Raw genomic sequence first — 22,661 nt, 5'->3', positions numbered from 1 at the left:
AAAAAGGAGAAAAATCCAGAACTCAAAAAAGCAGCGTAGAAACCGCTTTTAGGCGACAACTAGCTTGCAAATTACCGACTCCGTACCTGCTGAAGCGTTTATTCACCTGTGTGGCGACCATTGGCGAGCCAAGCAAAAAAAGGTGTTTTGGTTGCTCAATCTCAGGGGGGAGCTTCATCAAAATATCCCGCACGAGCATCCCGCCCAAGGAATGACCTATCACCGCATATTCCCCTTCGGCCGCTGTCTCGGCAAAGCGATTCAACAGTCGTTTCTTGATTGAATCCAAATTTTGAAAAGAGGAAAAGTAAGAAAATGTAGCCGTTTTGTACCCAAGCCGCCTTAAGCGCAAGAAGGTAGGAAAGCAGTCAAAAGGTGTGGCGCCCATACCATGGACAAATAATATTTTCATATCTCGGATTTGAAGGGGTGAACGGCGGCCGACCAGTCCCGGTCGATTGTACTCGACGGCACACGGTGCCCATAAGAACCGCTACGCTCAGCTGAACCTAAACGTTGCACTGCAACTCAGTACCCGCGTGGCGCTGGGCTTGAATAGTGCCGACCGTTGTAGCGCAAGACAAGCTTGGTGCTTGTTGGCTTGCCTGTTGTGTGCAGGCACTCGTCGGCGCTCTGGCGCGCCACCTCGACGCCTTCCCTGGACGTCACCACCAGGTCACGAAAACCTTTGGTGGAAGTGAGCGCAAGATCAATCGTCGCCGCGCTGGTCGAAAAACTCCCCGCGCATTGCGTGTCCCATTCTCCCTGGTTCGCCTGCGTCTGCAGCGGGCCAAGAACCTGGCGCAGCTCCTTGCCGGTATCAATGTACAAAGACAGCGCCTGGTACGAACCAGGATTGGCGCGCGACGACGATGCATGATTGATCCGCACGCCAAAGGCGCGAACGTCCGGCGCCAGGTCGTAGCGCCCGGTATCGATTAAGAGCCCTGAAAAACGCAAGGCATCGGACTCGAAAGCACTGTCATGGCGCATGCGCCTTACCACGGTCCCATCTGCCTTGACGATCGCAAGGTCGATATCGTAGGTACCGTCGTCGCCCTCGCCCACCGAGTCGGCGCGGCGAAATGCCAGCGCAACGACGGCGTGGCCCGGCACGGCCGGCAAGGCGCGGCACGCCTGCATCTCGGTCTGGGCCGGCATGCTTGAACTTCGACGCCGTGCTGGCCACCAGCAGCGGCGTGCACAGCGTGTCGGCGGCAACGGCAGCGCTGGTGCTGGCAGCCAACGCCGCCAGCACCAGCGCCTTTGCTGCGCCGGCGTTTAGCCAACCCACTTGCGCGCGTTCTGGAACATGCGCATCCATGGCGAATCCTCGCCCCACGACTCGGGGTGCCACGACTGCTGCACTGAACGACATACACGCTCGGCATGCGGCATCATGACTGTAAAACGTCCGTCGGCAGTGGTCACCGCGGTCAAACCGGCCGGCGAACCGTTCGGATTGTAGGGGTAAGTTTCGGTCGCCTCGCCCCGGTTGTCCACATAACGCAGCGCCTTGACGGCGGCATCGATGTCGCCGGTTTGCGAAAAGTCGGCAAAGCCTTCACCGTGCGCGATCGCGATCGCGGTCTTGGTGCCGTTCATGCCGCTAAAGAAAATCGATGGCGAGTCGAGCACTTCCACCATTGCGAAGCGCGCCTCGAACTGCTCCGATTTATTGCGCGTGAACTTGGGCCATGCCTGCGCGCCCGGAATGATGGACTTCAAATTGCTCATCATCTGGCAACCGTTGCACACACCCAGGCCAAAGCTGTCGCTGCGGGCAAAAAAGCGCGCGAACTGGTCGACCAGCTTGTCATTGAACAGGATGGTCTTGGCCCAGCCTTCGCCCGCGCCCAGCACGTCGCCATACGAAAAGCCGCCCACGGCAATCACGCCCTGGAAGTCGTCCAGCCTGGCGCGTCCGGCGATCAAGTCGCTCATGTGCACGTCAACGGCCGTAAAGCCTGCCTGGTGCATGACCCACGCCGTTTCGATATGCGAATTGACGCCCTGCTCGCGCAGGATCGCCACGCGCGGACGCACGCCGCTCGCGACGAACGGCGCTGCCACATTGATGCTCGGGTCGAACGTGAGCACCGGCGAAATGCCGGGATCGGTGTCGTCCTGCAGGCGATCGTATTCGGCGTCGGCGCAGGCCGGGTTGTCGCGCAGGCGCGCGATGCGCCAGCTAGTCTCGCTCCACAGGCGGTGCAAGGCGCTGCGCTGTTCGCTGTAGATCACCTTGGCGTCGCGCGTAAATTCAATCATGCCGCGCTCGTTCGGTTTGCCGATGATGTGGCTGCAGGCGCCCAGGTTGAACTCGCGCAGCACGTTCATTACGGGCGTCTTGTCGGCGGCGCGCACCTGGATCACGGCGCCCAGTTCTTCGCTGAACAAGGCGCGCAACGTCATGTCGTTGCGCCGCTCGGCCACCTGGCCGGTCCAGTTCTTGGCGTCGCCCCAGTCGGCCGCATGTTCGCCTTCGAGCGTAAGGATGTCCAGGTTGACGGTCAGGCCGCTGCGGCCCGCAAAGGCCATCTCGCACAGCGTGGCGAACAGGCCGCCGTCGGAGCGGTCGTGATACGCCAGCAGCTTGCCGTCGATATTGAGCTTCTGGATCGCGGCAAAAAAACCTTTCAGGTCGTCCGCGCTGTCAACGTCCGGTACTTCGTTGCCCAGCTGCTGGGTCACCAGCGACAGGGCCGATGCGCCCAGGCGGTTCTTGCCGCGCCCAAGGTCGATCACGATCAGCACCGTGTCGCCCGCGTCTTGCCTGATCTGCGGCGTGAGCGAACGGCGAATATCGGCCACCGGCGCGAACGACGAGACGATCAGCGACACGGGCGACGTAACAGCCTTGGCGTCGCCGTCATCCTTCCAGGTGGTGCGCATCGACAGCGAGTCTTTGCCCACCGGGATGCTGATGCCCAGCGCCGGGCACAGTTCCATGCCGATCGCCTTGACGGTGTCGAACAAGGCAGCATCCTGCCCCGGCTGGCCGCAGGCGGCCATCCAGTTGGCGGACAGCTTGATGTCCGAGATATCGTTAATCGCTGCGGCGGCGATGTTGGTCACCGCTTCGCCCACCGCCATGCGGCCCGACGCGGCGGCGTTGATGACGGCCAGCGGCGTGCGCTCGCCCATCGCCATCGCTTCGCCCAGGTAGCCTTCAAAACTCATGGCGGTGACGGCGCAGTCGGCCACCGGCACCTGCCACGGGCCAACCATCTGGTCGCGCACGGTAGTGCCGCCGACAGTGCGGTCGCCAATGGTGATCAAGAATGATTTGTCGGCCACGGTGGGCAGCAGCAGCACGCGCTTGGCGACATCAGCCAGCTCAAGGCCGGTCAGGTCGATGGCGGGGAAATCGTTGTGCACATGGTGGGCGTCGCGCGACATCTTGGGCGGCTTGCCCAGCAAAACGTCCATCGGCATGTCGACCGGGCAGTTGCCCTGTTCCGGATCGATCAGTTTCAACTGGCGTTCTTCAGTGGCCACGCCGACGGCGGCAAACAGGCAGCGTTCGCGCTCGCACATGGCGGTAAACAAGAGCAGGCTTTCCGGTGCGATGGCCAGCACGTAGCGTTCCTGCGACTCGTTGCTCCAGATTTCCTTGGGCGCCATGCCGCTTTCTTCAAGCGGAATCTTGCGCAGGTCGAAAATCGCGCCGCGCTTGGCGTCGTTGGTAATTTCCGGGAACGCGTTCGACAAGCCGCCGGCACCCACGTCGTGGATCGAGATGATCGGATTGTCCGCGCCCATCTGCCAGCAGCGGTTGATCACTTCCTGCGCGCGCCGTTCCATTTCAGGATTGCCGCGCTGGACCGAGTCGAAGTCCAGGTCGGCCGTGTTGGTACCGGTCGCCATCGACGACGCGGCGCTGCCGCCCATGCCGATGCGCATGCCCGGCCCACCCAGCTGCACCAGCAGGCTGCCGACGGGAATATCGTTCTTGTGCGTGTGCAGGCCCGAGATATTGCCAATGCCGCCGGCAATCATGATCGGCTTGTGGTAGCCGTACACGGTGTCCGGCGTGCCGGCAACCAGACGCCCAACGTTCTGTTCATAGGTGCGGAAGTACCCGCCCAACACAGGACGGCCAAATTCGTTGCTGAACGCGGCGCCGCCAAGCGGGCCTTCGATCATGATCTGCAAGGGCGAGGCGATGCGGTCCGGCTTGCCGTAGGCCGGGGTGGTCGTGGCAGTGGCGCGTTCCTGCAACGGCGCGGTGACGCTGGCCGCGTTTTCCCATGGCTGCACAAAGCCGGGAATCATCAGATTCGACACCGTAAAGCCGGCCAGGCCGGCTTTCGGCTTGGCGCCGCGGCCGGTGGCGCCCTCGTCGCGAATTTCACCGCCGGCGCCGGTAGAGGCACCCGGGAACGGGGAAATCGCGGTCGGGTGATTGTGCGTTTCGACTTTCATCAGCGTGTGCGTCAGTTCGGTCGAACTCGCGTATTCGTGCTGTTCGCCGCGCGGATAAAAGCGCGTGACGGTGGCCCCTTCCATGATCGACGAGTTGTCGCTGTAGGCGACGATGGTCCCCTTCGGCTGCAACTGGTGGGTGTTCTTGATCATCTGGAACAGCGACTTGTCCTGCGCCACGCCGTCGACGATGAAGTCGGCGTTGAAGATCTTGTGGCGGCAATGCTCGCTGTTCGCCTGCGCGAACATCATCAGTTCAACGTCGGTCGGGTTGCGCTGGGCGCGGGTGAAGGCTTCGAGCAGGTAATCGATTTCATCGTCCGACAGGGCCAGGCCAAGGTCGGTATTGGCTTTTTCCAGCGCGTGCTTGCCGGCGGCCAGCACGTCGATCGACTCGAACGGCTTGGCTTGCAGTTCGCGAAACAGATGCACCGCGTCGTCTGCATTGCGTAGCACGCTTTCGGTCATCCGGTCGTGCAGCAGCGCGGCCACGGCCTCGGTTTCTTCTGCCGTGAAGTGCTTGGCCGCGCCGATGCCGGTGCCCAGGATGCCGCCCTTGAGCACCACCGTAAAGGCGACGCCGCGCTCGATGCGGTGCACGTGCGCCATGCCGCAGTTGTGGGCGATGTCGGTCGCTTTCGAGGCCCACGGCGAAATGGTGCCGAAACGGGGAATGACGAAAAACGCCTCGACGGCGCCGTCGTGCGCCGTCTCGATGGCCGGTTCGCCATAGGTCAACAAGGCAGTCAAGCGGCCTGTGTCGGCGTCCGACAGCGCTGCGCTGGAATCAATGAAATGATAAAAGCGCGCCTGGATGGCCACGATTGCAGGCTTGACGGCTTGCAGCTGGGCGAGGAGACGATGGCTACGAAATGCGGACAGGGCGTTAGAACCCGGCAGAATCAACATGGTTGGGAGGTGGTTGATGCAGCGTGGCTGCGGGTTAAAGTGGAAACCTTTAGGGCAGCATTATACCGCGTTGCACAATGGACAGCGAAGCATCCTGTTGCCGATGGCGGCGACAATAGCGTATCGTACAGTTTCAAGACTTTGGCATGCCAACCGTTAATGATGGTAACGCCCCGGCAACGGGGATACGAGAGTGAAAAAAACGATGCAACATAACAGCAACTTGTCGGTATTGGTGATCGACCCCAACCCCGGCATGCGGGGCAGCCTGCAAAACATGCTGGTGCAGGCCAACATTTCCAAGGTCGAATTCGCCGTCAACTCGGGCACCGCCATCAAGCAGCTGGGCCGGCGCTCGTACGACATCATCCTGTGCGAATACGATCTGGGCGGGGGCACCGACGGCCAGGACGGCCAGCAGTTGCTCGAAGACCTGCGCCACCACAAGCTCATTGGCCTGTTGACCATCTTCATCATGATTACCTCCGAAGGCATTTACAGCAAGGTGGTCAGCGCGGCCGAACTCACGCCGACCGATTACATCCTGAAACCGTTCACGGTTGACGTGCTGAGCAACCGCATCACGCGCGCCATCGAGCGGCGCAATGCGTTTTTGCCGGCCTACCAGGCCATCGGCCAGGGCAACCCGCGCGAAGCGATCAAGGCATGCGCGGGCGGCGAAACGGCCAACCCGCGCTACGGCGCGGACTTCATACGCTTGCGCGCCGAGTTGCACGTGAGCCTGAACGAAATGGCCGAAGCCGAGCAGTTGTACAGTGCGGTGCTGGCCGTCAAGCCCTACGGCTGGGCGCAACTGGGGCTGGGACGCACGCTGTTCGCCCAGGGCAAGACAGAAGACGCCGAGCAAGTACTGGGCAAGCTCGTGGTCGACAATCCCAAGCTGATGGCGGCCTACGACCTGCTGGCGCGCTGCCGCCAGGCCGAGGGCGACGTCGCCGGCGCCCAGCGCATTCTCGAAAATGCGGTCGCCATTTCGCCCCACGTGGTGCGGCGCTTGCGCACGCTGGGCGAGGTGGCGATGGAAGCGGGCGACATGGCGGCGGCCGAAAAATCGTTCAAGCTGGTGGTGGCCAAAGCCAAGTATTCGGAATTTCGCAATCCGGAAGACCACGTCAACCTGGTCAAGACCTTGATCAAAAAAGGCGATGCGGCGCAGGCCAGCGCGGTCATCCGCGACATGGAAAAATCACTGCGCGGCAACCCCACCACCGATATCTGCCGCGCGATCACCACCGCCATGCTGCACGAAGCGGCCGGCAACAACGATGCCATGAAAACCGAACTGACCAGTGCCGTCGGCGGCGTGCGCAGCGCGGCCAGTCTGTCGAGCGCGCTAAAAATCGGACTGGCGCGCAGCTGCCTTGCCAGCAAACTGGACAAGGAAGCGTCGGACGTGATGCTGGCGGTGATGAACGACTTCAACAGCGACATCACGCTGCCGCAGGCCATGGCCGTGTTCGCCAAGGCCGGGCGCCAGGATCTTGCCGAGGGCCTGGGCGCTCAGCTCAAGCAGCAGTCCCAAGAATTGCTCAGCGTGGCGACCGAAAAGGCGAATATGGGCGACTTGAAGGGCGCGGTGCAAACCTTGCTCGAGGCACTACACAAGTCGCCGGGCAACCTGGAAGTGATGATCGCGCTGGCTGCCGGCATTTTGCGCCAGATTGCTGAGCTGGGCTGGGATCACAGTCTGGCGGAGGTGGGCCGGACCCAGATCGACACGATCCGCGAACTCGATGCGCGCCACCCGAAAGTGGGGCCCTTGCTCGACGAGTACAACGGGCTCAAGCGCAAATACGGCATATCGAGCTGAACTTGCCGCCGCGCTGCAGCGCGCTGATCAGCGGGTGCGTTCCTCGCACTCGCGCGCAAGTTCCCCCGGGCGGCAGCGCCGGTCCACGGCCTGGCGCGGCGGCTCCTGGAACGCAGGATCGAGCCCCCGTTCGCGCGGCGGCTGCAGCATCGTTCCCTTGATGGGCCTGGCGCGCGGCTGAACCTTTGCCACTGCGGGCGTCGCTACCCGTTTTGCAATGATGGCTGCTTTTTTGGCCACGGCCGCGATGGTGGGCTTGGGCACCACTTTCTTGGCCGGCTTGGCGGCGACAACAGCCGGCGCGGCCGGTTTTTCGACTTTCTTTGCCACAACCGGCGCTGGCGCATGCACGCTCGGCGCGGCCGGTTTCTCCACTTTCTTTGCCGTAACGGGCGCTGGCGCGCTTGGTGCTGCCGGCTTGGGCGTTTCGGCCACCGCTTGCGGGTGCGCCACGGCGGCAGTTTCTTCTTTCTTGTGCGCGGGCACTGCCTCTTGCGGCAACATCACCAGCGGCGGCAGGCTCGACACGCGTTTTTCAAGCAAGGGCGGCGCTGGCGCCGGCGCCGACGCATTGGCGGCCACCACTTCCATGGAACTGTTCGACTCGTACAAATCGAGCGCGAGCATGGTCGCGCCCGCCGCCACGGCAATCGTCACCAGCGCGATGCCCAGGAAGATGACGCGCCGGCCCCAGCGCTGTCCCGCCGTGGGCGCGGCGCTCTGATTACTCAGCCAGGCCGGCATCTCGCCGGCATCGATCGCCGGCTGCACGTTCGCTTGCGGCGCAAGGGTTGGCTCGTGCTTGTGAGCGTGGGGATGTTCGCTATGGTCCAAAATAATCGCCTATGTTTAGTCGTGCAGGCCCAAGTGTAGCCAATAATACAAAGCTACAGTGCACGAATGCGCTATTTCTCTGCGAAACCGTAACCGCCGCCGCCTGGTGTTTCCACGATAAACGTGTCGCCGGCCGCCATCTCGGTCTTGCCGATATGAGGCAGGTGCTCGGTGCTGCCATCGGCGCGCAGCACCGTGTTCACGCCCGTGGCGCCCGCTTCGCCGCCGGCCATGCCGAACGGCGCGTGCACCCGGTTGTTCGACAAGATGGCCGCCATCATGGGTTCCAGAAAGCGCAGCTTGCGCACGCCACCATTGCCGCCGGCCCAGCGCCCTGCCCCGCCGGACCCATGGCGGATGGCATAGCTTTCCAGACGGACCGGAAAGCGAAATTCCAGGATTTCCGGATCGGTCAGGCGCGAGTTGGTCATATTGGTTTGCACCACGTCGGTGCCATCGAAGCCTTTCCCCGCGCCCGAGCCGCCGGAAATCGTTTCGTAATACTGGTATTTGGCGTTGCCAAAGGTAAAGTTGTTCATCGTTCCCTGCGACGCCGCCATCACGCCGAGCGCGCCGTATAAGGCGTTGGTGATGCAGGTCGACGTTTCCACATTGCCAGAGACAACCGAGGCCGGGTAATGGGGATTGAGCATCGAGCCGGACGGAATGATCACGCGCAGCGGTTTGAGGCAACCGGCGTTAAGCGGAATATCGTCGTCAACCAGGGTGCGAAACACGTACAGCACGGCCGCCATGCACACGGCCGACGGCGCGTTGAAATTGTTGGGCAGCTGGCCGGAAGTGCCGGTGAAGTCGATCTCGGCGCTGCGTTCTGCCCGGTCGACCCGGATCGCGACCTGGATGCGGGCGCCATTATCGAGCTCGACCGTAAACTCGCCATCTTTGAGCGCCGTGATCACGCGCCGCACCGCTTCCTCGGCATTGTCCTGCACGTGGCCCATGTAGGCCTGCACCACGTCCAGCCCGAAGTGCGCCACCATCTTGCGCAATTCGTCAACGCCCTTCTGGTTGGCCGCAACCTGGGCGCGCAAGTCCGCCATGTTCTGGTCCGGATTGCGCGCCGGGTAGCGCGCCGCGCCCAGCAAGGCACGGGCCTGGGCGTCGCGCAGCAAGCCATCGGCACCGTCAACGAGCTTGAAGTTGTCGATCAAGACGCCTTCCTGGTCAATCGTCACCGAGTCCGGCGGCATGGAACCGGGTGTCGTGCCGCCGATGTCGGCGTGGTGGCCGCGCGAGCCGACATAAAACAGGATGACCTGCCCCGCTTCATCGAACACGGGCGAAATGACCGTCACGTCAGGCAGGTGGGTGCCGCCGTGGTACGGGTCGTTGAGCATGAAAACGTCGCCCGGGCGCATCTTGCCCGCGTTTTCCAGCATCACGGTCTTGATGCTCTCGCCCATGGAACCCAGGTGCACCGGCATGTGCGGGGCGTTGGCGATCAGGTTGCCGGCCGCGTCGAACAGCGCGCAGCTAAAGTCGAGCCGCTCTTTGATGTTGACCGAATAAGCGGTGTTCTGCAGCCGCAGGCCCATTTGCTCGGCAATCGACATGAACAGGTTGTTGAAAATCTCCAGCATCACCGGGTCGGCCGTGCTGCCGATCGCCCGCCGTTCGGGCAGCGCGGCGACGCGCGTGAGCACCAGGTGGTTGTGCGGCGTGACCGCTGCCTGCCAGCCTGGTTCGATAACGGTGGTCGCATTGTCCTCGGCGACGATGGCGGGGCCGGCAAGCACGTCGCCCACGCGCATGTCCGCGCGTTTGTAGAGTGCTGTCTGGTGCCAGGCGCCGGCGCTGTACATGCGCACCGTTTCGTGCTCCGTCAAGGGACCGTGGCGTGGAGCGGGGGCGGCCACGGTTTCGGGTGGCGCGTCGGACGCGCCGATCGCTTCCACCGACACCGCTTCAACCACCAGTGCCTTGCCCGGCATCAGGAAGGAAAAGCGCTTTTTATAGGCGGCGTCAAACTGCAGCGTCATTTGCGCGGCAGCGTCAAAGAGTACGATGATGGCCGAGTCGGTCCCTTCGTAACGCAGATGGACGCGGCGCACCAACGCAATGCGCTCGATGGCCACGCCCTGGTTTTCAAGCTCCTGCACCACGCTGTTTCCCAGCACGCGCAAGCGCTCGGCCAGCGCCTCGCACGGCGTATCATCAAGGCGCGTTTCGACAGCCGCCTCACGCATGGCGCTCTGGTCGGCCAGGCCCATGCCGTAGGCCGACATCACGCCGGCGAGCGAATGGACGAACACCGTCTTCATGCCCAGGGCGTCCGCCACCAGGCAAGCATGCTGGCCGCCGGCGCCGCCAAAACTGGTGAGCGCGTAGTGCGTCACGTCGTGCCCGCGCTGCACCGAGATCTGCTTGATCGCATTGGCCATATTGCCCACCGCGATCTGGATGAAGCCGTCGGCCACCTGCTCCGGGCTGGGCGTGGCGCCCGTGGCCTGGCCGATCCGCGCGGCCAGCGCGGCAAATTGTTCGCGCACGGCGCCGGCGTCGAGCGTTTGATTGGCCTGGGGACCGAACAGCGTCGGGAAATGCGCAGGCTGGACTTTGCCCAGCATGACGTTGCAGTCCGTGACCGCCAGCGGGCCGCCGCGCCGGTAGCTGGCCGGCCCCGGGTTGGCGCCCGCGCTGTCGGGGCCCACCCGATAGCGGCTGCCGTCAAAATGCAGGATCGAGCCGCCGCCCGCGGCCACGGTATGGATGCTCATCATCGGCGCGCGCATGCGCACGCCGGCGACCCGGGTCTCGAACACGCGTTCAAATTCGCCGGAAAAATGCGAAACGTCGGTGGAGGTGCCGCCCATGTCAAAGCCGATCACGCGCTCGAACCCGGCCAGGGCGCTGGCGCGCACCATGCCGACAATCCCGCCGGCCGGGCCGGACAAAATACTATCCTTGCCCTGGAACGTGCGCGCATTGGTCAGCCCGCCATTGGACTGCATGAACTGCAGGTTTACGTTGGGCAGCTGTTCGGCGATCTGGTCGACGTAGCGGCGCAAGATCGGCGAGAGATAGGCGTCGACCACGGTGGTGTCGCCGCGCGCGACCAGTTTCATCATGGGACTGACTTCATGCGAGACCGAAACCTGGGTAAAACCAATGGCGCGCGCAATGGCCGCCGCCGCCGCTTCATGCTGCGTGTAGCGGTAGCCGTGCATGAAGACGATGGCCAGTGAGCGCAAGCCCTGGTCGAACAGCGCCTGCAAGGATGCGCGCGTGGCAACAGCGTCAAAGGCGGTGACGACGTCGCCGTGGGCGCCGATGCGCTCATCGATTTCCACCACGTGGCTGTAGAGCAGTTCGGGGAGCACGATATGGCGCTCGAACAAACGCGGGCGGTTCTGGTAGGCTATGCGCAGCGCGTCGCGAAAGCCGCGCGTGATGGCCAGCGCGGTCGGTTCGCCCTTGCGCTCGAGCAGCGCGTTGGTGGCCACCGTGGTGCCCATCTTGACCGCTTCGATCGCTTGCACGGGAATCGGCGCGTCGGGGACGATGCCGAGCAGGTGGCGGATGCCGGCGACGGCGGCGTCGCGGTACTGTTCCGGATTTTCGGACAGCAGCTTGTGGGTCAGCAGGCTGCCGTCGGGCCGGCGCGCCACGATGTCGGTAAAGGTGCCGCCGCGGTCGATCCAGAATTGCCAATCCATGTTCTGCCTCGTGTAGAAATGTGTGCGCTATTGTAGAGCGAACGAACTGAAACTTTGTGTGGAAAATAACGACATGACACCACTTTACAGCGTTGCCGAGATTCGCGACATTGAACGGGCCGCCGCAGCGGGCCTCCCGGCCGGCGTTCTGATGGAGCGCGCCGGCCGCGCCGCAGCCGACTGCGCGCTGGCGATGCTCGCCGGCAGTACGGTGCTGGTGCTGGCCGGCCCTGGCAACAACGGCGGCGACGCGCTGGAAGCTGCCGCCAACCTGGCGCTGGCCGGCATTGACGTGAGCGTGCTGTACCTGGCAGGCACTGGCGAGCTCGCGCCGGAGACGGCGCACGCACTCAAGCGGGCGCGCGACGGCGACGCCGTTTTCATTGACGAGCTTCCCGCGCATTGCGATCTGGTGCTCGACGGCCTGTTTGGCATTGGCCTGGCGCGGGCGCTGACGGGCGCCGCGCGCGAGCTTGCGCTGGCCGTCAATCGACTCGGTGTGGCCGTGCTGGCGCTTGATGTGCCGAGCGGACTCGATGCCGACACTGGCGCCGTGATCGGGCCAGACGGCGTTGCCATCCGCGCCACGCGCACCATCACTTTTATTGGCGACAAGCCGGGGCTGCATACCAATTCAGGGCGCGATCACGCCGGCGTCGTGACGGTAGCGTCGCTGGAGATTGCCGCGCTGCCGCTGGCCAGCGCCGGCATCAACGACCCATCCTGCTTTGCGGCCCAGTTGACGCCGCGCTCGCACAATTCGCACAAGGGCAGTTTTGGCGACGTTGCCATTGTGGGCGGCGCGGCAGGCATGACCGGCGCGGCGGTGCTGGCCGCGCGCGGGGCGCTGTTCGCCGGCGCCGGGCGGGTGTTCGTGGCCAGTCTCGACCCCGGGCCGGCGTACGACAGCATGCAGCCCGAGATCATGTTTCGCAGCGCTGCCGCGTTCAACGGCGCGGCCAGCACGCTGGTGCTCGGGCCGGGCATGGGCGACTCGGCCGCGGCCATCCGCGCGTTGGTCAAGGCGCTGGACGGCCCCTCCCCGCTGGTGCTCGATGCGGACGCGCTCAACCTGATTGCGGCCAGTCCCGATTTGCAGGGGCATTTATCGAGCCGCGCGGCGGACACGATCATGACGCCCCATCCGCTGGAGGCAGCGCGCCTGCTGGGCGTGACGGCCGGCGTAGTCCAGGGTGACCGGCTGGCCGCGGCGCGCGAGATTGCGGCGCGTTTTGGCGCGGTGGTCGTGCTCAAGGGATCGGGCAGCGTGATTGCGGATGCGCGCGGGATGGCCGTCATTAACCCGACCGGCAATCCTGGCTTGGCCACAGGCGGCACAGGTGACGTGCTGGCGGGTGTGTGCGGCAGTTTGCTGGCGCAGGGCTGGCCGGCGTGGGAAGCGGCGCTGGGGGCGGTGTGGATGCACGGCGCCGCAGCCGACTGGCTGGTGCAGCAAGGCGTGGGGCCGGTCGGGATGACGGCGGGCGAGCTGCCGGCGGCGGTACGGACGGTGCTTAATCAGTTGTTAGGGTGACGCCGCGGTTGGCGGAATGCACTGCGTTTTTCCGCCCTACGGTGACGCTGCGGCCGGCCAAATGCACTGCCGACGACGCCATCTACACCAAACACCCCGACGCAACGGGCAATTTTCGTAGGGCGGAAAAACGCAGTGCATTGCGCCAAGCGCCGCCGACGACGCCATCTACACCAACCGGCCCGCCGCAATGGTAATGGTGCGCCCGCAGCGCGCAGCAATTGACGGATCGTGCGTCACCAGCACCAAGGTCGATCCGCGCTCGCGGTTCAATTCGAACATCAGCTGGATCACCGCTTCGCCGGTCGCCGCATCCAGGCTGCCGGTAGGTTCATCGGCAAACAGCAGCGGCGGCTCCGTGACAAACGCGCGCGCCAGCGCCACGCGCTGCTGCTCGCCACCCGACAGATACTTGGGATAGTGCTTTAGCCGGCTCGACAGCCCCACCCTGCCCAGCATCGCCGTCGCGCGCTCCTTGGCGTCGCTCGCGCCACGCAATTCGAGCGGCAGCATCACGTTTTCAAGCGCGCTCAAATGCGCCAGCAGCTGGAACGACTGGAACACGAATCCCAGCCTGGCCTTGCGCAGGCCCGCCCGCCCATCCTCGTCCAGCGCGAAAATATCCTGCCCGCCCAGCAGCACCTTGCCGCTGGAAGGCGTATCGAGACCGGCCAGCAAACCGAGCAAGGTGGACTTGCCAGACCCGGACGCGCCAACGATGGCGAGCGTCTCGGCCGGTTGCACTGTAAAATCCACGCTGTGCAGGATGGTCAGTTCGCCGCTGGTGTCGGCCACCCGTTTTGAGAGGTCGATCACTTCAATGGCGGCTGCCGCCTGGCCGGTCTGGTTCACGTAACGATGGGAAGCTTCAGGAATGTCACGCATGCGTAGTTATCTCAATAAATGGTCGCTCTGCGGCTGGCTGCTGCTGGCCGCATCAAGCAGCGCCTATTCTGCACCAAAAACCGTGCTCGTGCTCGGCGACAGCCTGTCTGCCGAATACGGTCTGAGCCGGGGCAGCGGCTGGGTCGCATTGCTCGAACAAAGACTCAGGAAGGAGAAGATCGATGCGCGCATCGTCAACGCCAGCATCAGCGGCGAGACCACCAGCGGCGGTCGTGCGCGCCTGCCTGCGCTGCTCACGCAGCACCATCCCGACCTGGTCATCATTGAACTGGGCGCCAACGATGGTCTGCGCGGCCAGCCCGTGGCCGCAGCCGAAGCGAACCTGCGCACGATGATCGAGCAGTCGCAGAAGAGCCGCGCGCGCGTGCTGCTGGTCGGCATTCGGGTACCGCCCAACTATGGGCGCAGCTACACCGAGAGCTTTTATGGCATGTACAAAAAGCTGTCGACGCAATCGAAGGCGGCGCTGGTGCCGTTCATGCTCGAAGGCGTGGCCGACACCCCTGCCATGTTCCAGGCCGACCGGCTTCACCCCAACGCGACGGCGCATCCGATCATCCTGGCCAACATCTGGCCGCAATTTCTGGCATTGGTCAACGCGAAATGAAATACCCGGCACTGATCGATTTCACCCAGATTCTTCCGCAGCTCGACCAGTTCGACTGCATCATCGACGCGCGCAGCGAGTCCGAGTACGCGCTCGATCACATTCCCGGTGCGGTCAATTGCCCCGTGCTGCATGACGAAGAGCGGGTCCGCGTCGGCACGCTGTACAAGCAAGTGAACGCCTTCGAAGCGAAAAAAGTGGGCGCGGCGCTGGTGGCCAAGAACATCGCGCGCCACATTGAGGAGCTGTGGCTGGACAAGCCGCGCGACTGGAAGCCCTTGATTTACTGCTGGCGCGGGGGCAACCGCAGCGGTTCGCTGGCGCATATCCTGGCCAAAGTCGGCTGGCCCGCGATCCAGCTTGACGGCGGCTACAAGGCCTACCGCGCGCATGTGAGCAGCGATCTGGCCGAGGTGCCGGCGCAGCAGTTCCGCGTGATCTGCGGCACCACCGGCAGCGGCAAGAGCCGCCTGCTCGAAGTGCTCGACGCGATCGGCGCGCAGGTGCTCGACCTGGAACAGCTGGCCGCGCACCGCGGCTCGGTGCTGGGCAATTTGCCCAGCCAGCCGCAGCCATCGCAAAAGATGTTCGAGACGCTGATCTGGGCCAAGATGCGCAGTTTCGATCCGGCGCTGCCGGTGTTCGTGGAGTCGGAAAGCAAAAAGGTGGGCAACCTGCGCGTGCCGGACGCGGTGATGGACAAGATGCGGCTCTCGCCGTGCGTGTCGTTGACGCTGTCGCGGCCAAACCGGGTGCGCCTGCTGATGGAGGATTACCATCATTTTACCGACAGTCCGGACACGCTCAATACGCAGCTTGAATGCCTGGTCAAGCTGCACGGACGCGCCAAGATCGATGACTGGAAGTCGATGGCCAATGGCGGCCAGATGCCGGCGCTGGTCGACCATCTTTTGGTGGACCATTATGATCCGGCGTATGTGAAGTCGATTGACCGCAATTTTGTGCAGTTTGGCCAGGCGGAGATATTGGCGTTGAACGATATCGGGGTCGATGATTTCATGGCCGCCGCGCGCTATTTACATCCAGCAGCACCAATAGTGTGACCTCACCCCACATCGTCCCCGCCTGCGCGAGGACGATGTCGGTTTGGTTTTCGGGCTATCAAATATCGCGATTTTTGGGTTGCCGGTTATTGCTAAAACGTTTGGCAACACCTTCATGTGGTGCCAGGGCGCGCTTCACCGCCGGCAAGCCTTTTGTTCATATCGCATTCGTCGCACCGATAAAAAAACCCGGACAGCTTTCGCTTCCGGGTTTTTTTCATGGTGCCGTGCCGGTTACTTGGCGTCGGAAACCGTGGTTGGCTTGAGCTTGATCTTCGACTTGGCCTTGACCTTGAGCGCATCAATATAGCTGTACATTTCCTGCTGCGCGATGACGCCGCCGATTTGCTCCTGCTCGGCCTTGCGGCGTGCCACATCAACCTGCGCCGGCTGCGTCACCTTGCCAATGCGGTACACGCCGTAGCCCACACCCGGCACATCGACGCCGACATAGGCTGGCAGCTTGGTCACATCGGCCTTGAGCACCGCCAGCATCGCCGCAGGGGCAATCGTTGGCGGCTTGTTGCGCGTGACGACTTTGGCCGCGCCGAAACCTGCAGCGTCGCCCGACAGCTTGGCCGCAGCGATTTTGGCGGCGCCCGCTTTTTGCGCCAGCTTGGTCGCTTCTTCCTGCGCTACGCGCTGGCGGATGACGGCTTCCACTTCGGCCAGCGGCCGCGCTGCTGCCGGCTTGTACTCCAGCACGCGGCCGGCGACGAGCACGCTAGGCGCCACTTCCACCGCTTCAACGTTGCGCTTGTTCTTCAGCGAGTCCGCCGAGAACAGCGCCTTGAGGAACTTGGCATTGTTCGCCGGGACGGCGCCCAGTGCAGCCGATGGCGTGCGCGTCAGGTGCTCGATCACCTGGACCGTCAGGCCCAGCTTGTCGGCCACCGGCTTCAAGCTCTCGCTCTGCTCGTCAACGGTATTATTGAACGTCTCGACCAGTTCCGAATACTTCTTCGACATCTTTTGCTTTTTGAGTTCGGCAGCCACCGCAAGCTTGACTTCGTCCAGCGGCTTGATGACCGCGGGCGTGACCTTGGTCACGGTGATGATGTGGTAACCGTAGCTGGTTTCGACCAAGGAAACCTCGCCCTGCTTGAGTTTTTGCAGTGGGGCGGCCAGTTGCGGGTCGACGCTGGCGACATTACCCAGGTCGCCGCCCAGTTCTGCCGACGCGATGTCTTCCGAACGGGTTTTGGCAATTGCGGCAAAGTTGGCGGGCGCGGCGCGCACTTCGGCCAGCACGGCGTCCGCTTTCGCCTTGGCGGCGCTGTTTTGGGCCGCGTCGCCCGCTTTCACATTGATCAGGATATGACTGGCAAGACGCTCTTCCGGCGTGGTGAACTTTTTCTGCTCGGCCTTGTAGTACGCGGCAACGTCATCGTCGCTGACCGTGACCTGCTTCTCGACGGCGGCGGCATCAAACACGACGTACTCGGCCTTGACCTGCTCGGGAATCTGAAACAGCGGCGCATTCTTGTCGTAGTAAGCCTTGACCATCGCGGGCGTGACCTGCACCTGCGCGACAAAATCGGAGGCCGGGAACACCAGCTCTTGTACTTCGCGTTCCTGGTCGGCGATTTCCGACAGGCGCGCGGCAACGGCGCGCGGCGCAAAAGCACTGCTCTGAATGGCGGTGTTGAGCTGCTGCAGCGCGAGGTCGCGCCGCATCTGCTCTTGAAACTGGGTAGGACGCATGCCCTGCGCTGCCAGCAAAGCCTTGTAGCCATCGAGGTCAAAGCTGCCGTCGGGCTTCTTGAAGGCCTCGATCTTGCCGATTTCCTTCATCAAGACTTCATCGCTGACCGTCATGTGGCTGGCGCGCAGTTCGGCGTCGAGCGCACGCTGGGACACCAGGTTGTCCAGCACTGCCTGCTTCGCTTCAGGCGTTTCGAATTCCTTGGCGTTGAAACGCTCGCCCATCGCGGAGCGCGCGCGGTCGAGCTGCTGGCGCTGGGCTTCGTCCAGATCCAGCTGGGTGACCTTCTGGCCGCCCACATTGGCCACTTCTTCCATCGCCGGGCCACCGCCGCCACCGTAGCTGCTGACACCGACGACAACGAACGACGGAATGATCAGCAATGCCAGCAGTACCTGCATCCATTTTTTGTGCGTGCGAATAAATTCAAACATGTGAGCCAATTCGAAAAGGTAAGCAAAAAGCAGCAATTAAAACGCAAACGAAAAAAAAGGCGAACTCTCGTTCGCCCTTTTTCTTTAAGCTGGCGGAGCGGACGGGACTCGAACCCGCGACCCCCGACGTGACAGGCCGGTATTCTAACCAACTGAACTACCACTCCTCAAAATACGGGTATTGCATGTCTGGTGGTGGGCGCTGAGAGGCTCGAACTCCCGACCTAAGCCTTGTAAGGGCTCCGCTCTACCAACTGAGCTAAGCGCCCAAGCATCAACGACTTACTTGGGTGCCTCCAAACGTTTTCCAGCGATTGTCACCTCGCTGAAGGACATTAGTTTACTGCATCCTTGAGCGCTTTGCCAGCTTTAAATTTCGGGACTTTGGCGGCAGCGATCTGGATCGCTTCCTTGGTGCGCGGGTTGCGCCCTTCGCGCGCCGCCCGCTCGCCGACCGAGAAGGTACCAAAGCCGACCAGGGTCACGCTGTCGTTCTCGCGCAAGCTCTTGGTGACCGCTTCGATCACGGCGTCGAGCGCGCGCGTGGCCGAAGCCTTGGTAATGTCTGCCGACTTGGCGATTTCTTCGATTAATTCTGTTTTATTCACGTGTGCCCCATTGCTTGAAATTGCGGCAGGAAATACCGCAGCAGCGTATTAAACAAGCCGCCCACAGATGTGTCAAGCCAAAAACAAACAAGCGCCCGAAGGCGCTTGTCGTTGACCAACAATTAGCAGTTAGTGCTTGACGACATCGGTACTTGCTGCGGCAGCACCGTCGGCGGCTGCTGCGGCCGGTGCCACGGCCACGGCCGGCAAATCAACCACGGGCGTCGGCATGCGTTCCAGAGCAATTTCAAGCACCTTGTCGATCCAGCGTACCGGAACGATTTCGAGCTTGTTCTTGACGTTGTCCGGAATATCGGCCAGGTCCTTGACGTTTTGCTCGGGAATCAAGACTGTTTTGATGCCGCCGCGATGCGCCGCCAGCAGCTTCTCTTTCAGTCCGCCGATCGGCAATACTTCGCCGCGCAGCGTGATTTCGCCCGTCATCGCCACGTCGGCGCGTACCGGAATGCCCGTAAAGACCGACACCAGCGCGGTGGTCATGGCGATACCGGCGGACGGACCGTCCTTCGGTGTCGCGCCTTCCGGCACGTGGATGTGAATGTCGGATTTCTCAAACACGTCGTTACGGATACCCAGGCGATTGGCGCGCGAACGCACCACCGTACGGGCCGCTTCGATCGACTCTTTCATCACGTCGCCCAGGGTACCGGTGCGAATCACGCCGCCCTTGCCCGGCATTTGCACCGCCTCGATGGTCAGCAAGTCGCCGCCCACTTCGGTCCATGCAAGGCCGACCACCTGGCCCACCTGGTTTTCCTTTTCCGCCACGCCAAAGTCGTAACGGCGCACGCCAAGGAACTTGTCGATGTTCTTGCCATTGACGAGGACCTTTTTGTCGGCCTTTTTAGTCAGCAGCATCTTGACGACCTTGCGGCAGATCTTCGAGATTTCACGCTCGAGTGAACGCACGCCGGCTTCCCGGGTGTAGTAACGGATGATGTCGCGAATGGCGACTTCCTCGACCTTGATCTCTTCTTCCTTCAGACCGTTGGCCTTGATCTGCTTGGGCAGCAAGTAACGCTGCGCAATGCTGGTCTTTTCATCCTCGGTGTAACCCGACAGGCGGATCACTTCCATCCGGTCCAGCAGCGCCGGCGGAATGTTGTACGAGTTCGAGGTCGCCACGAACATTACGTCCGACAAGTCGAAGTCCACTTCGATGTAATGGTCCGAGAACGTATGGTTCTGTTCCGGGTCCAGCACTTCAAGCAGGGCCGACGAAGGATCGCCGCGGAAGTCCGCGCCCATCTTGTCGATCTCATCTAACAGGAACAACGGGTTGCGTACGCCAACTTTCGACAGCGACTGCAATACCTTGCCCGGCATCGAGCCGATATAGGTACGGCGGTGGCCCCGGATCTCGGCTTCGTCGCGCACGCCGCCCAGCGCCATGCGCACGAACTTGCGGTTCGTGGCACGCGCGATGGACTGACCAAGCGAGGTTTTACCCACGCCGGGAGGCCCCACAAAGCACAGGATCGGTGCTTTGAGCTTGTCGACGCGTTGCTGGACCGCGAGGTATTCCAGAATGCGTTCTTTCACCTTGTCGAGGCCGTAGTGATCGCCCTCGAGGACTTTCTCTGCGTTTTCCAGGTCGTTGTTGACCTTGGACTTTTTCTTCCACGGCAGATTGACCAGGGTGTCGATGTAGTTGCGCACGACGGTCGCTTCGGCGGACATCGGCGACATCAGCTTCAACTTCTTGAGTTCGTTGGTTGCCTTGTCGAGTGCCTCTTTCGGCATCTTGGCGGCAATCACTTTCTTCTCGAGTTCGTCGATGTCGGCGCCGTCTTCGCCCTCGCCCAATTCCTTCTGGATGGCCTTGACCTGCTCGTTCAGGTAGTACTCGCGCTGCGACTTTTCCATCTGGCGCTTGACGCGGCCGCGGATGCGCTTTTCAACCTGCAAGATATCGAGTTCGCCTTCCAGCTGGCCAAGCAGATGCTCGAGGCGCTTGGCGACGTTAAAGATTTCCAGGATCACTTGCTTTTGCTCGAGCTTGAGCGGCAAGTGCGCGGCGACCGTATCGGCCAGGCGGCCTGCGTCGTCAATACCGGCGAGCGAAGCGAGAATCTCGGGTGGGATTTTTTTATTCAGTTTGACGTACTGGTCAAACTGTTGAACGATGGCCCGGCGCATCGCTTCGACTTCGGAATCGTCGCCGATTTCCGATTCGAGCGGGGTCAGGTCCGCAATGAAGTGCGCCGACGTATCGCTGATGTGATTGATACGCGCGCGCTGGGCGCCCTCGACCAGCACCTTGACGGTGCCGTCGGGAAGCTTGAGCATCTGGAGAATGTTGGCCACGCAACCGATTTCGTAGATATCGGAGGCGGATGGCTCATCCTTGGCGGCTGCCTTTTGGGCGGCAAGCATGATGCTCTTGCCTTGCTCCATCGCGGCCTCAAGCGCCTTGATCGACTTCGGACGGCCGACGAACAGTGGTATCACCATATGCGGGAAGACGACCACGTCGCGCAACGGCAGTAACGGCAGCGTCGTTTGCTCGGTTAATTTGGAAGTTGTCATGGCATACCTTATAGAAAGCGTGTTTACGATGTTGGCACTCACTGCCGAAACACAAGACCGGCGAATAAAAATATTTTCCACAAGTCGTTTAAACAGTTAATAACTTGATTCAAATACACCGGAATAAACTAAAAGAATTTAATGAACGTCAATTAAAAAAGCCACTGCGCAGCGAGGCGCTGCGAGTGGCTTTTCGATTGAAGCCTGATTCTTTTATTGAGGTAAATTGTACCGCCAAGAATTAGGGATTCAAACCCTTTTGTTGTGTGCGCGCGGCACAATTTCAGTTTTCGCCGGACGCCTTGGCTGTTTCGCTGTAAATCAGTAAAGGTTTTGCGCCGTTCGTGATCGAATTTTCATCGATAACGACCTTCACGACATTCTGCTGATTCGGCAGTTCATACATAACATCCAACAAGGCGTGTTCAAGAATCGAACGCAAACCGCGCGCACCGGTTTTGCGCGCCAATGCTTTACGGGCAATAGCATGCAAAGCGGCCGGGCGAATTTCCAATTCGGCCCCTTCCATTTCAAGCAACTTGGAATACTGTTTGATCAAGGCATTCTTCGGCTCGATCAAAATCTGGATCAGCGCCTCTTCCGTCAGCTCGCTCAAGGCGGCAACGACCGGCAAACGGCCCACCAGCTCGGGAATCAGACCGAACTTGATCAAGTCTTCCGGTTCAGCTTCAAGCAGCACGTCGCTGCTATCGCGCTGCACCTGGCTCTTGACGTTGGCCGAGAAGCCGATGCCGCTCTTTTCGGAGCGGTTCTGGATGATCTTGACCAGGCCGTCAAACGCGCCGCCGCAGATGAACATGATGTTGGTCGTGTCGATCTGGACGAAGTCCTGGTTCGGGTGCTTGCGCCCGCCCTGCGGCGGCACCGATGCCATGGTGCCTTCGATCAGTTTGAGCAGCGCTTGCTGCACGCCTTCGCCGGAGACGTCGCGCGTGATCGAGGGATTATCCGACTTGCGCGAAATTTTATCGATCTCGTCGATGTAAACAATGCCGCGCTGGGCCTTGTCGACTTCGTAATTGCAGCTTTGCAGCAGCTTCTGGATAATGTTTTCGACGTCTTCGCCCACATAACCGGCTTCGGTCAGCGTGGTGGCGTCAGCGATGACGAACGGGACGTTGAGCATACGCGCCAGCGTTTGCGCCAACAGCGTCTTGCCCGAGCCGGTAGGACCGACCAGCAAGATGTTGCTCTTGGCCAGTTCGACGTCATCTTTCTTGCCGAGGTGCTTCAAGCGCTTGTAATGGTTGTACACCGCCACCGACAGGATGCGCTTGGCCTTTTGCTGGCCGATTACATACTGGTCGAGCAGTTCCTTGATTTCATTGGGCGTTGGCAGGTCCGACTTGGCGCCGGCGACCGATTCCACGTTCGAGGTTTCGTCGCGGATGATGTCGTTGCACAGGTCGATGCACTCGTCGCAGATGAACACGGACGGTCCCGCGATGAGTTTCTTCACCTCGTGCTGGCTCTTGCCGCAGAACGAGCAGTAAAGGAGTTTTTCGCCGCTGGAGGATTTTTTGTCAGACATGGGCAGGTTTCTATTGGATTGC

General features: G+C 61.9%; 14 protein-coding genes and 2 tRNA genes. 5 read left to right on the top strand and 11 right to left on the bottom strand.

Features of this window, described 5'->3' with window-relative positions; all coding sequences use genetic code 11:
* Positions 1-64 precede the first annotated feature (64 nt).
* On the top strand, positions 65-283 hold the full coding sequence (locus tag ACP7BV_RS22630; RefSeq protein WP_426106995.1) for a hypothetical protein: 219 nt from the start codon (positions 65-67) through the stop codon (positions 281-283).
* 245 nt (positions 284-528) lie between these two features.
* Here ACP7BV_RS22630 and ACP7BV_RS22625 read toward each other — a convergent pair whose 3' ends face one another.
* Together ACP7BV_RS22625 and purL are read right to left on the bottom strand one after the other, a co-directional pair.
* The gene (locus ACP7BV_RS22625) at positions 529-1,161 is read right to left on the bottom strand and encodes a hypothetical protein (RefSeq protein WP_426106994.1); all 633 of its coding nucleotides are present in this window, start codon (positions 1,159-1,161) and stop codon (positions 529-531) included.
* 120 nt (positions 1,162-1,281) lie between these two features.
* A complete protein-coding gene (purL, locus tag ACP7BV_RS22620; RefSeq protein WP_426106993.1) occupies positions 1,282-5,337 on the bottom strand; it encodes a phosphoribosylformylglycinamidine synthase in 4,056 nt (1,351 codons plus the stop codon).
* A gap of 205 nt (positions 5,338-5,542) precedes the next feature.
* On the opposite strand from purL, the gene ACP7BV_RS22615 reads away from it, so the two are divergent.
* On the top strand, positions 5,543-7,168 hold the full coding sequence (locus ACP7BV_RS22615; RefSeq protein ID WP_426106992.1) for a tetratricopeptide repeat protein: 1,626 nt from the start codon (positions 5,543-5,545) through the stop codon (positions 7,166-7,168).
* Positions 7,169-7,195: 27 nt separating this feature from the next.
* On the opposite strand, the gene ACP7BV_RS22610 is transcribed toward ACP7BV_RS22615, so the two are convergent.
* Together ACP7BV_RS22610 and ACP7BV_RS22605 are read right to left on the bottom strand one after the other, a co-directional pair.
* Positions 7,196-8,002: a hypothetical protein gene (locus ACP7BV_RS22610; RefSeq protein ID WP_426106991.1), complete on the bottom strand. Its 807-nt coding sequence runs from the start codon at positions 8,000-8,002 to the stop codon at positions 7,196-7,198.
* A 71-nt stretch (positions 8,003-8,073) separates the two neighbouring features.
* Entirely contained in the window at positions 8,074-11,679 is a 3,606-nt protein-coding gene (locus ACP7BV_RS22605) for a hydantoinase B/oxoprolinase family protein (RefSeq protein ID WP_426106989.1), read from the bottom strand.
* Positions 11,680-11,752: 73 nt separating this feature from the next.
* On the opposite strand from ACP7BV_RS22605, the gene ACP7BV_RS22600 reads away from it, so the two are divergent.
* Positions 11,753-13,213, top strand: coding sequence for an NAD(P)H-hydrate dehydratase (locus ACP7BV_RS22600; protein WP_426106987.1), 1,461 nt, complete (start codon positions 11,753-11,755; stop codon positions 13,211-13,213).
* A 168-nt stretch (positions 13,214-13,381) separates the two neighbouring features.
* On the opposite strand, the gene ACP7BV_RS22595 is transcribed toward ACP7BV_RS22600, so the two are convergent.
* Complete coding sequence (locus tag ACP7BV_RS22595; RefSeq protein WP_426106986.1) at positions 13,382-14,098, bottom strand: ABC transporter ATP-binding protein; 717 nt, start codon at positions 14,096-14,098, stop codon at positions 13,382-13,384.
* On the opposite strand from ACP7BV_RS22595, the gene ACP7BV_RS22590 reads away from it, so the two are divergent.
* Both ACP7BV_RS22590 and mnmH read left to right on the top strand, forming a co-directional pair.
* Complete coding sequence (locus ACP7BV_RS22590; RefSeq protein WP_426106985.1) at positions 14,097-14,726, top strand: arylesterase; 630 nt, start codon at positions 14,097-14,099, stop codon at positions 14,724-14,726. The two genes, ACP7BV_RS22595 and ACP7BV_RS22590, sit on opposite strands and share 2 nt — an antisense overlap.
* Positions 14,723-15,790 carry a tRNA 2-selenouridine(34) synthase MnmH gene (gene mnmH / locus ACP7BV_RS22585; protein ID WP_426106984.1) on the top strand — a complete coding sequence of 356 codons (1,068 nt, stop codon included), beginning with the start codon at positions 14,723-14,725 and terminating at the stop codon, positions 15,788-15,790. Before ACP7BV_RS22590 ends, mnmH begins: the two co-directional genes overlap by 4 nt.
* A 234-nt stretch (positions 15,791-16,024) precedes the next feature.
* On the opposite strand, the gene ACP7BV_RS22580 is transcribed toward mnmH, so the two are convergent.
* The 6 genes from ACP7BV_RS22580 to clpX all read right to left on the bottom strand — a co-directional run bounded on the left by ACP7BV_RS22580 (position 16,025) and on the right by clpX (position 22,639).
* Positions 16,025-17,929: a SurA N-terminal domain-containing protein gene (locus tag ACP7BV_RS22580; RefSeq protein ID WP_426106983.1), complete on the bottom strand. Its 1,905-nt coding sequence runs from the start codon at positions 17,927-17,929 to the stop codon at positions 16,025-16,027.
* 90 nt (positions 17,930-18,019) lie between these two features.
* Positions 18,020-18,096, bottom strand: a tRNA-Asp gene (locus ACP7BV_RS22575).
* Between the two features lie 26 nt (positions 18,097-18,122).
* Positions 18,123-18,198 (bottom strand) — tRNA-Val (locus tag ACP7BV_RS22570).
* Between the two features lie 66 nt (positions 18,199-18,264).
* Positions 18,265-18,537, bottom strand: a complete 273-nt coding sequence (locus ACP7BV_RS22565) for an HU family DNA-binding protein (RefSeq protein ID WP_426106981.1) — start codon at positions 18,535-18,537, stop codon at positions 18,265-18,267.
* Positions 18,538-18,666: 129 nt separating this feature from the next.
* Complete coding sequence (gene lon / locus ACP7BV_RS22560) at positions 18,667-21,087, bottom strand: endopeptidase La (RefSeq protein ID WP_426106980.1); 2,421 nt, start codon at positions 21,085-21,087, stop codon at positions 18,667-18,669.
* A gap of 283 nt (positions 21,088-21,370) precedes the next feature.
* On the bottom strand, positions 21,371-22,639 hold the full coding sequence (clpX, locus tag ACP7BV_RS22555; protein WP_426106978.1) for an ATP-dependent Clp protease ATP-binding subunit ClpX: 1,269 nt from the start codon (positions 22,637-22,639) through the stop codon (positions 21,371-21,373).
* Positions 22,640-22,661: the final 22 nt, after the last annotated feature.

The sequence above is a fragment of the Massilia sp. TSP1-1-2 genome (assembly GCF_049896185.1).
Classification (GTDB): Bacteria; Pseudomonadota; Gammaproteobacteria; order Burkholderiales; family Burkholderiaceae_D; genus Telluria_A.
Note: the sequence above shows the minus strand (reverse complement) of the source record. Positions and strands in the feature narration are given on the sequence as shown.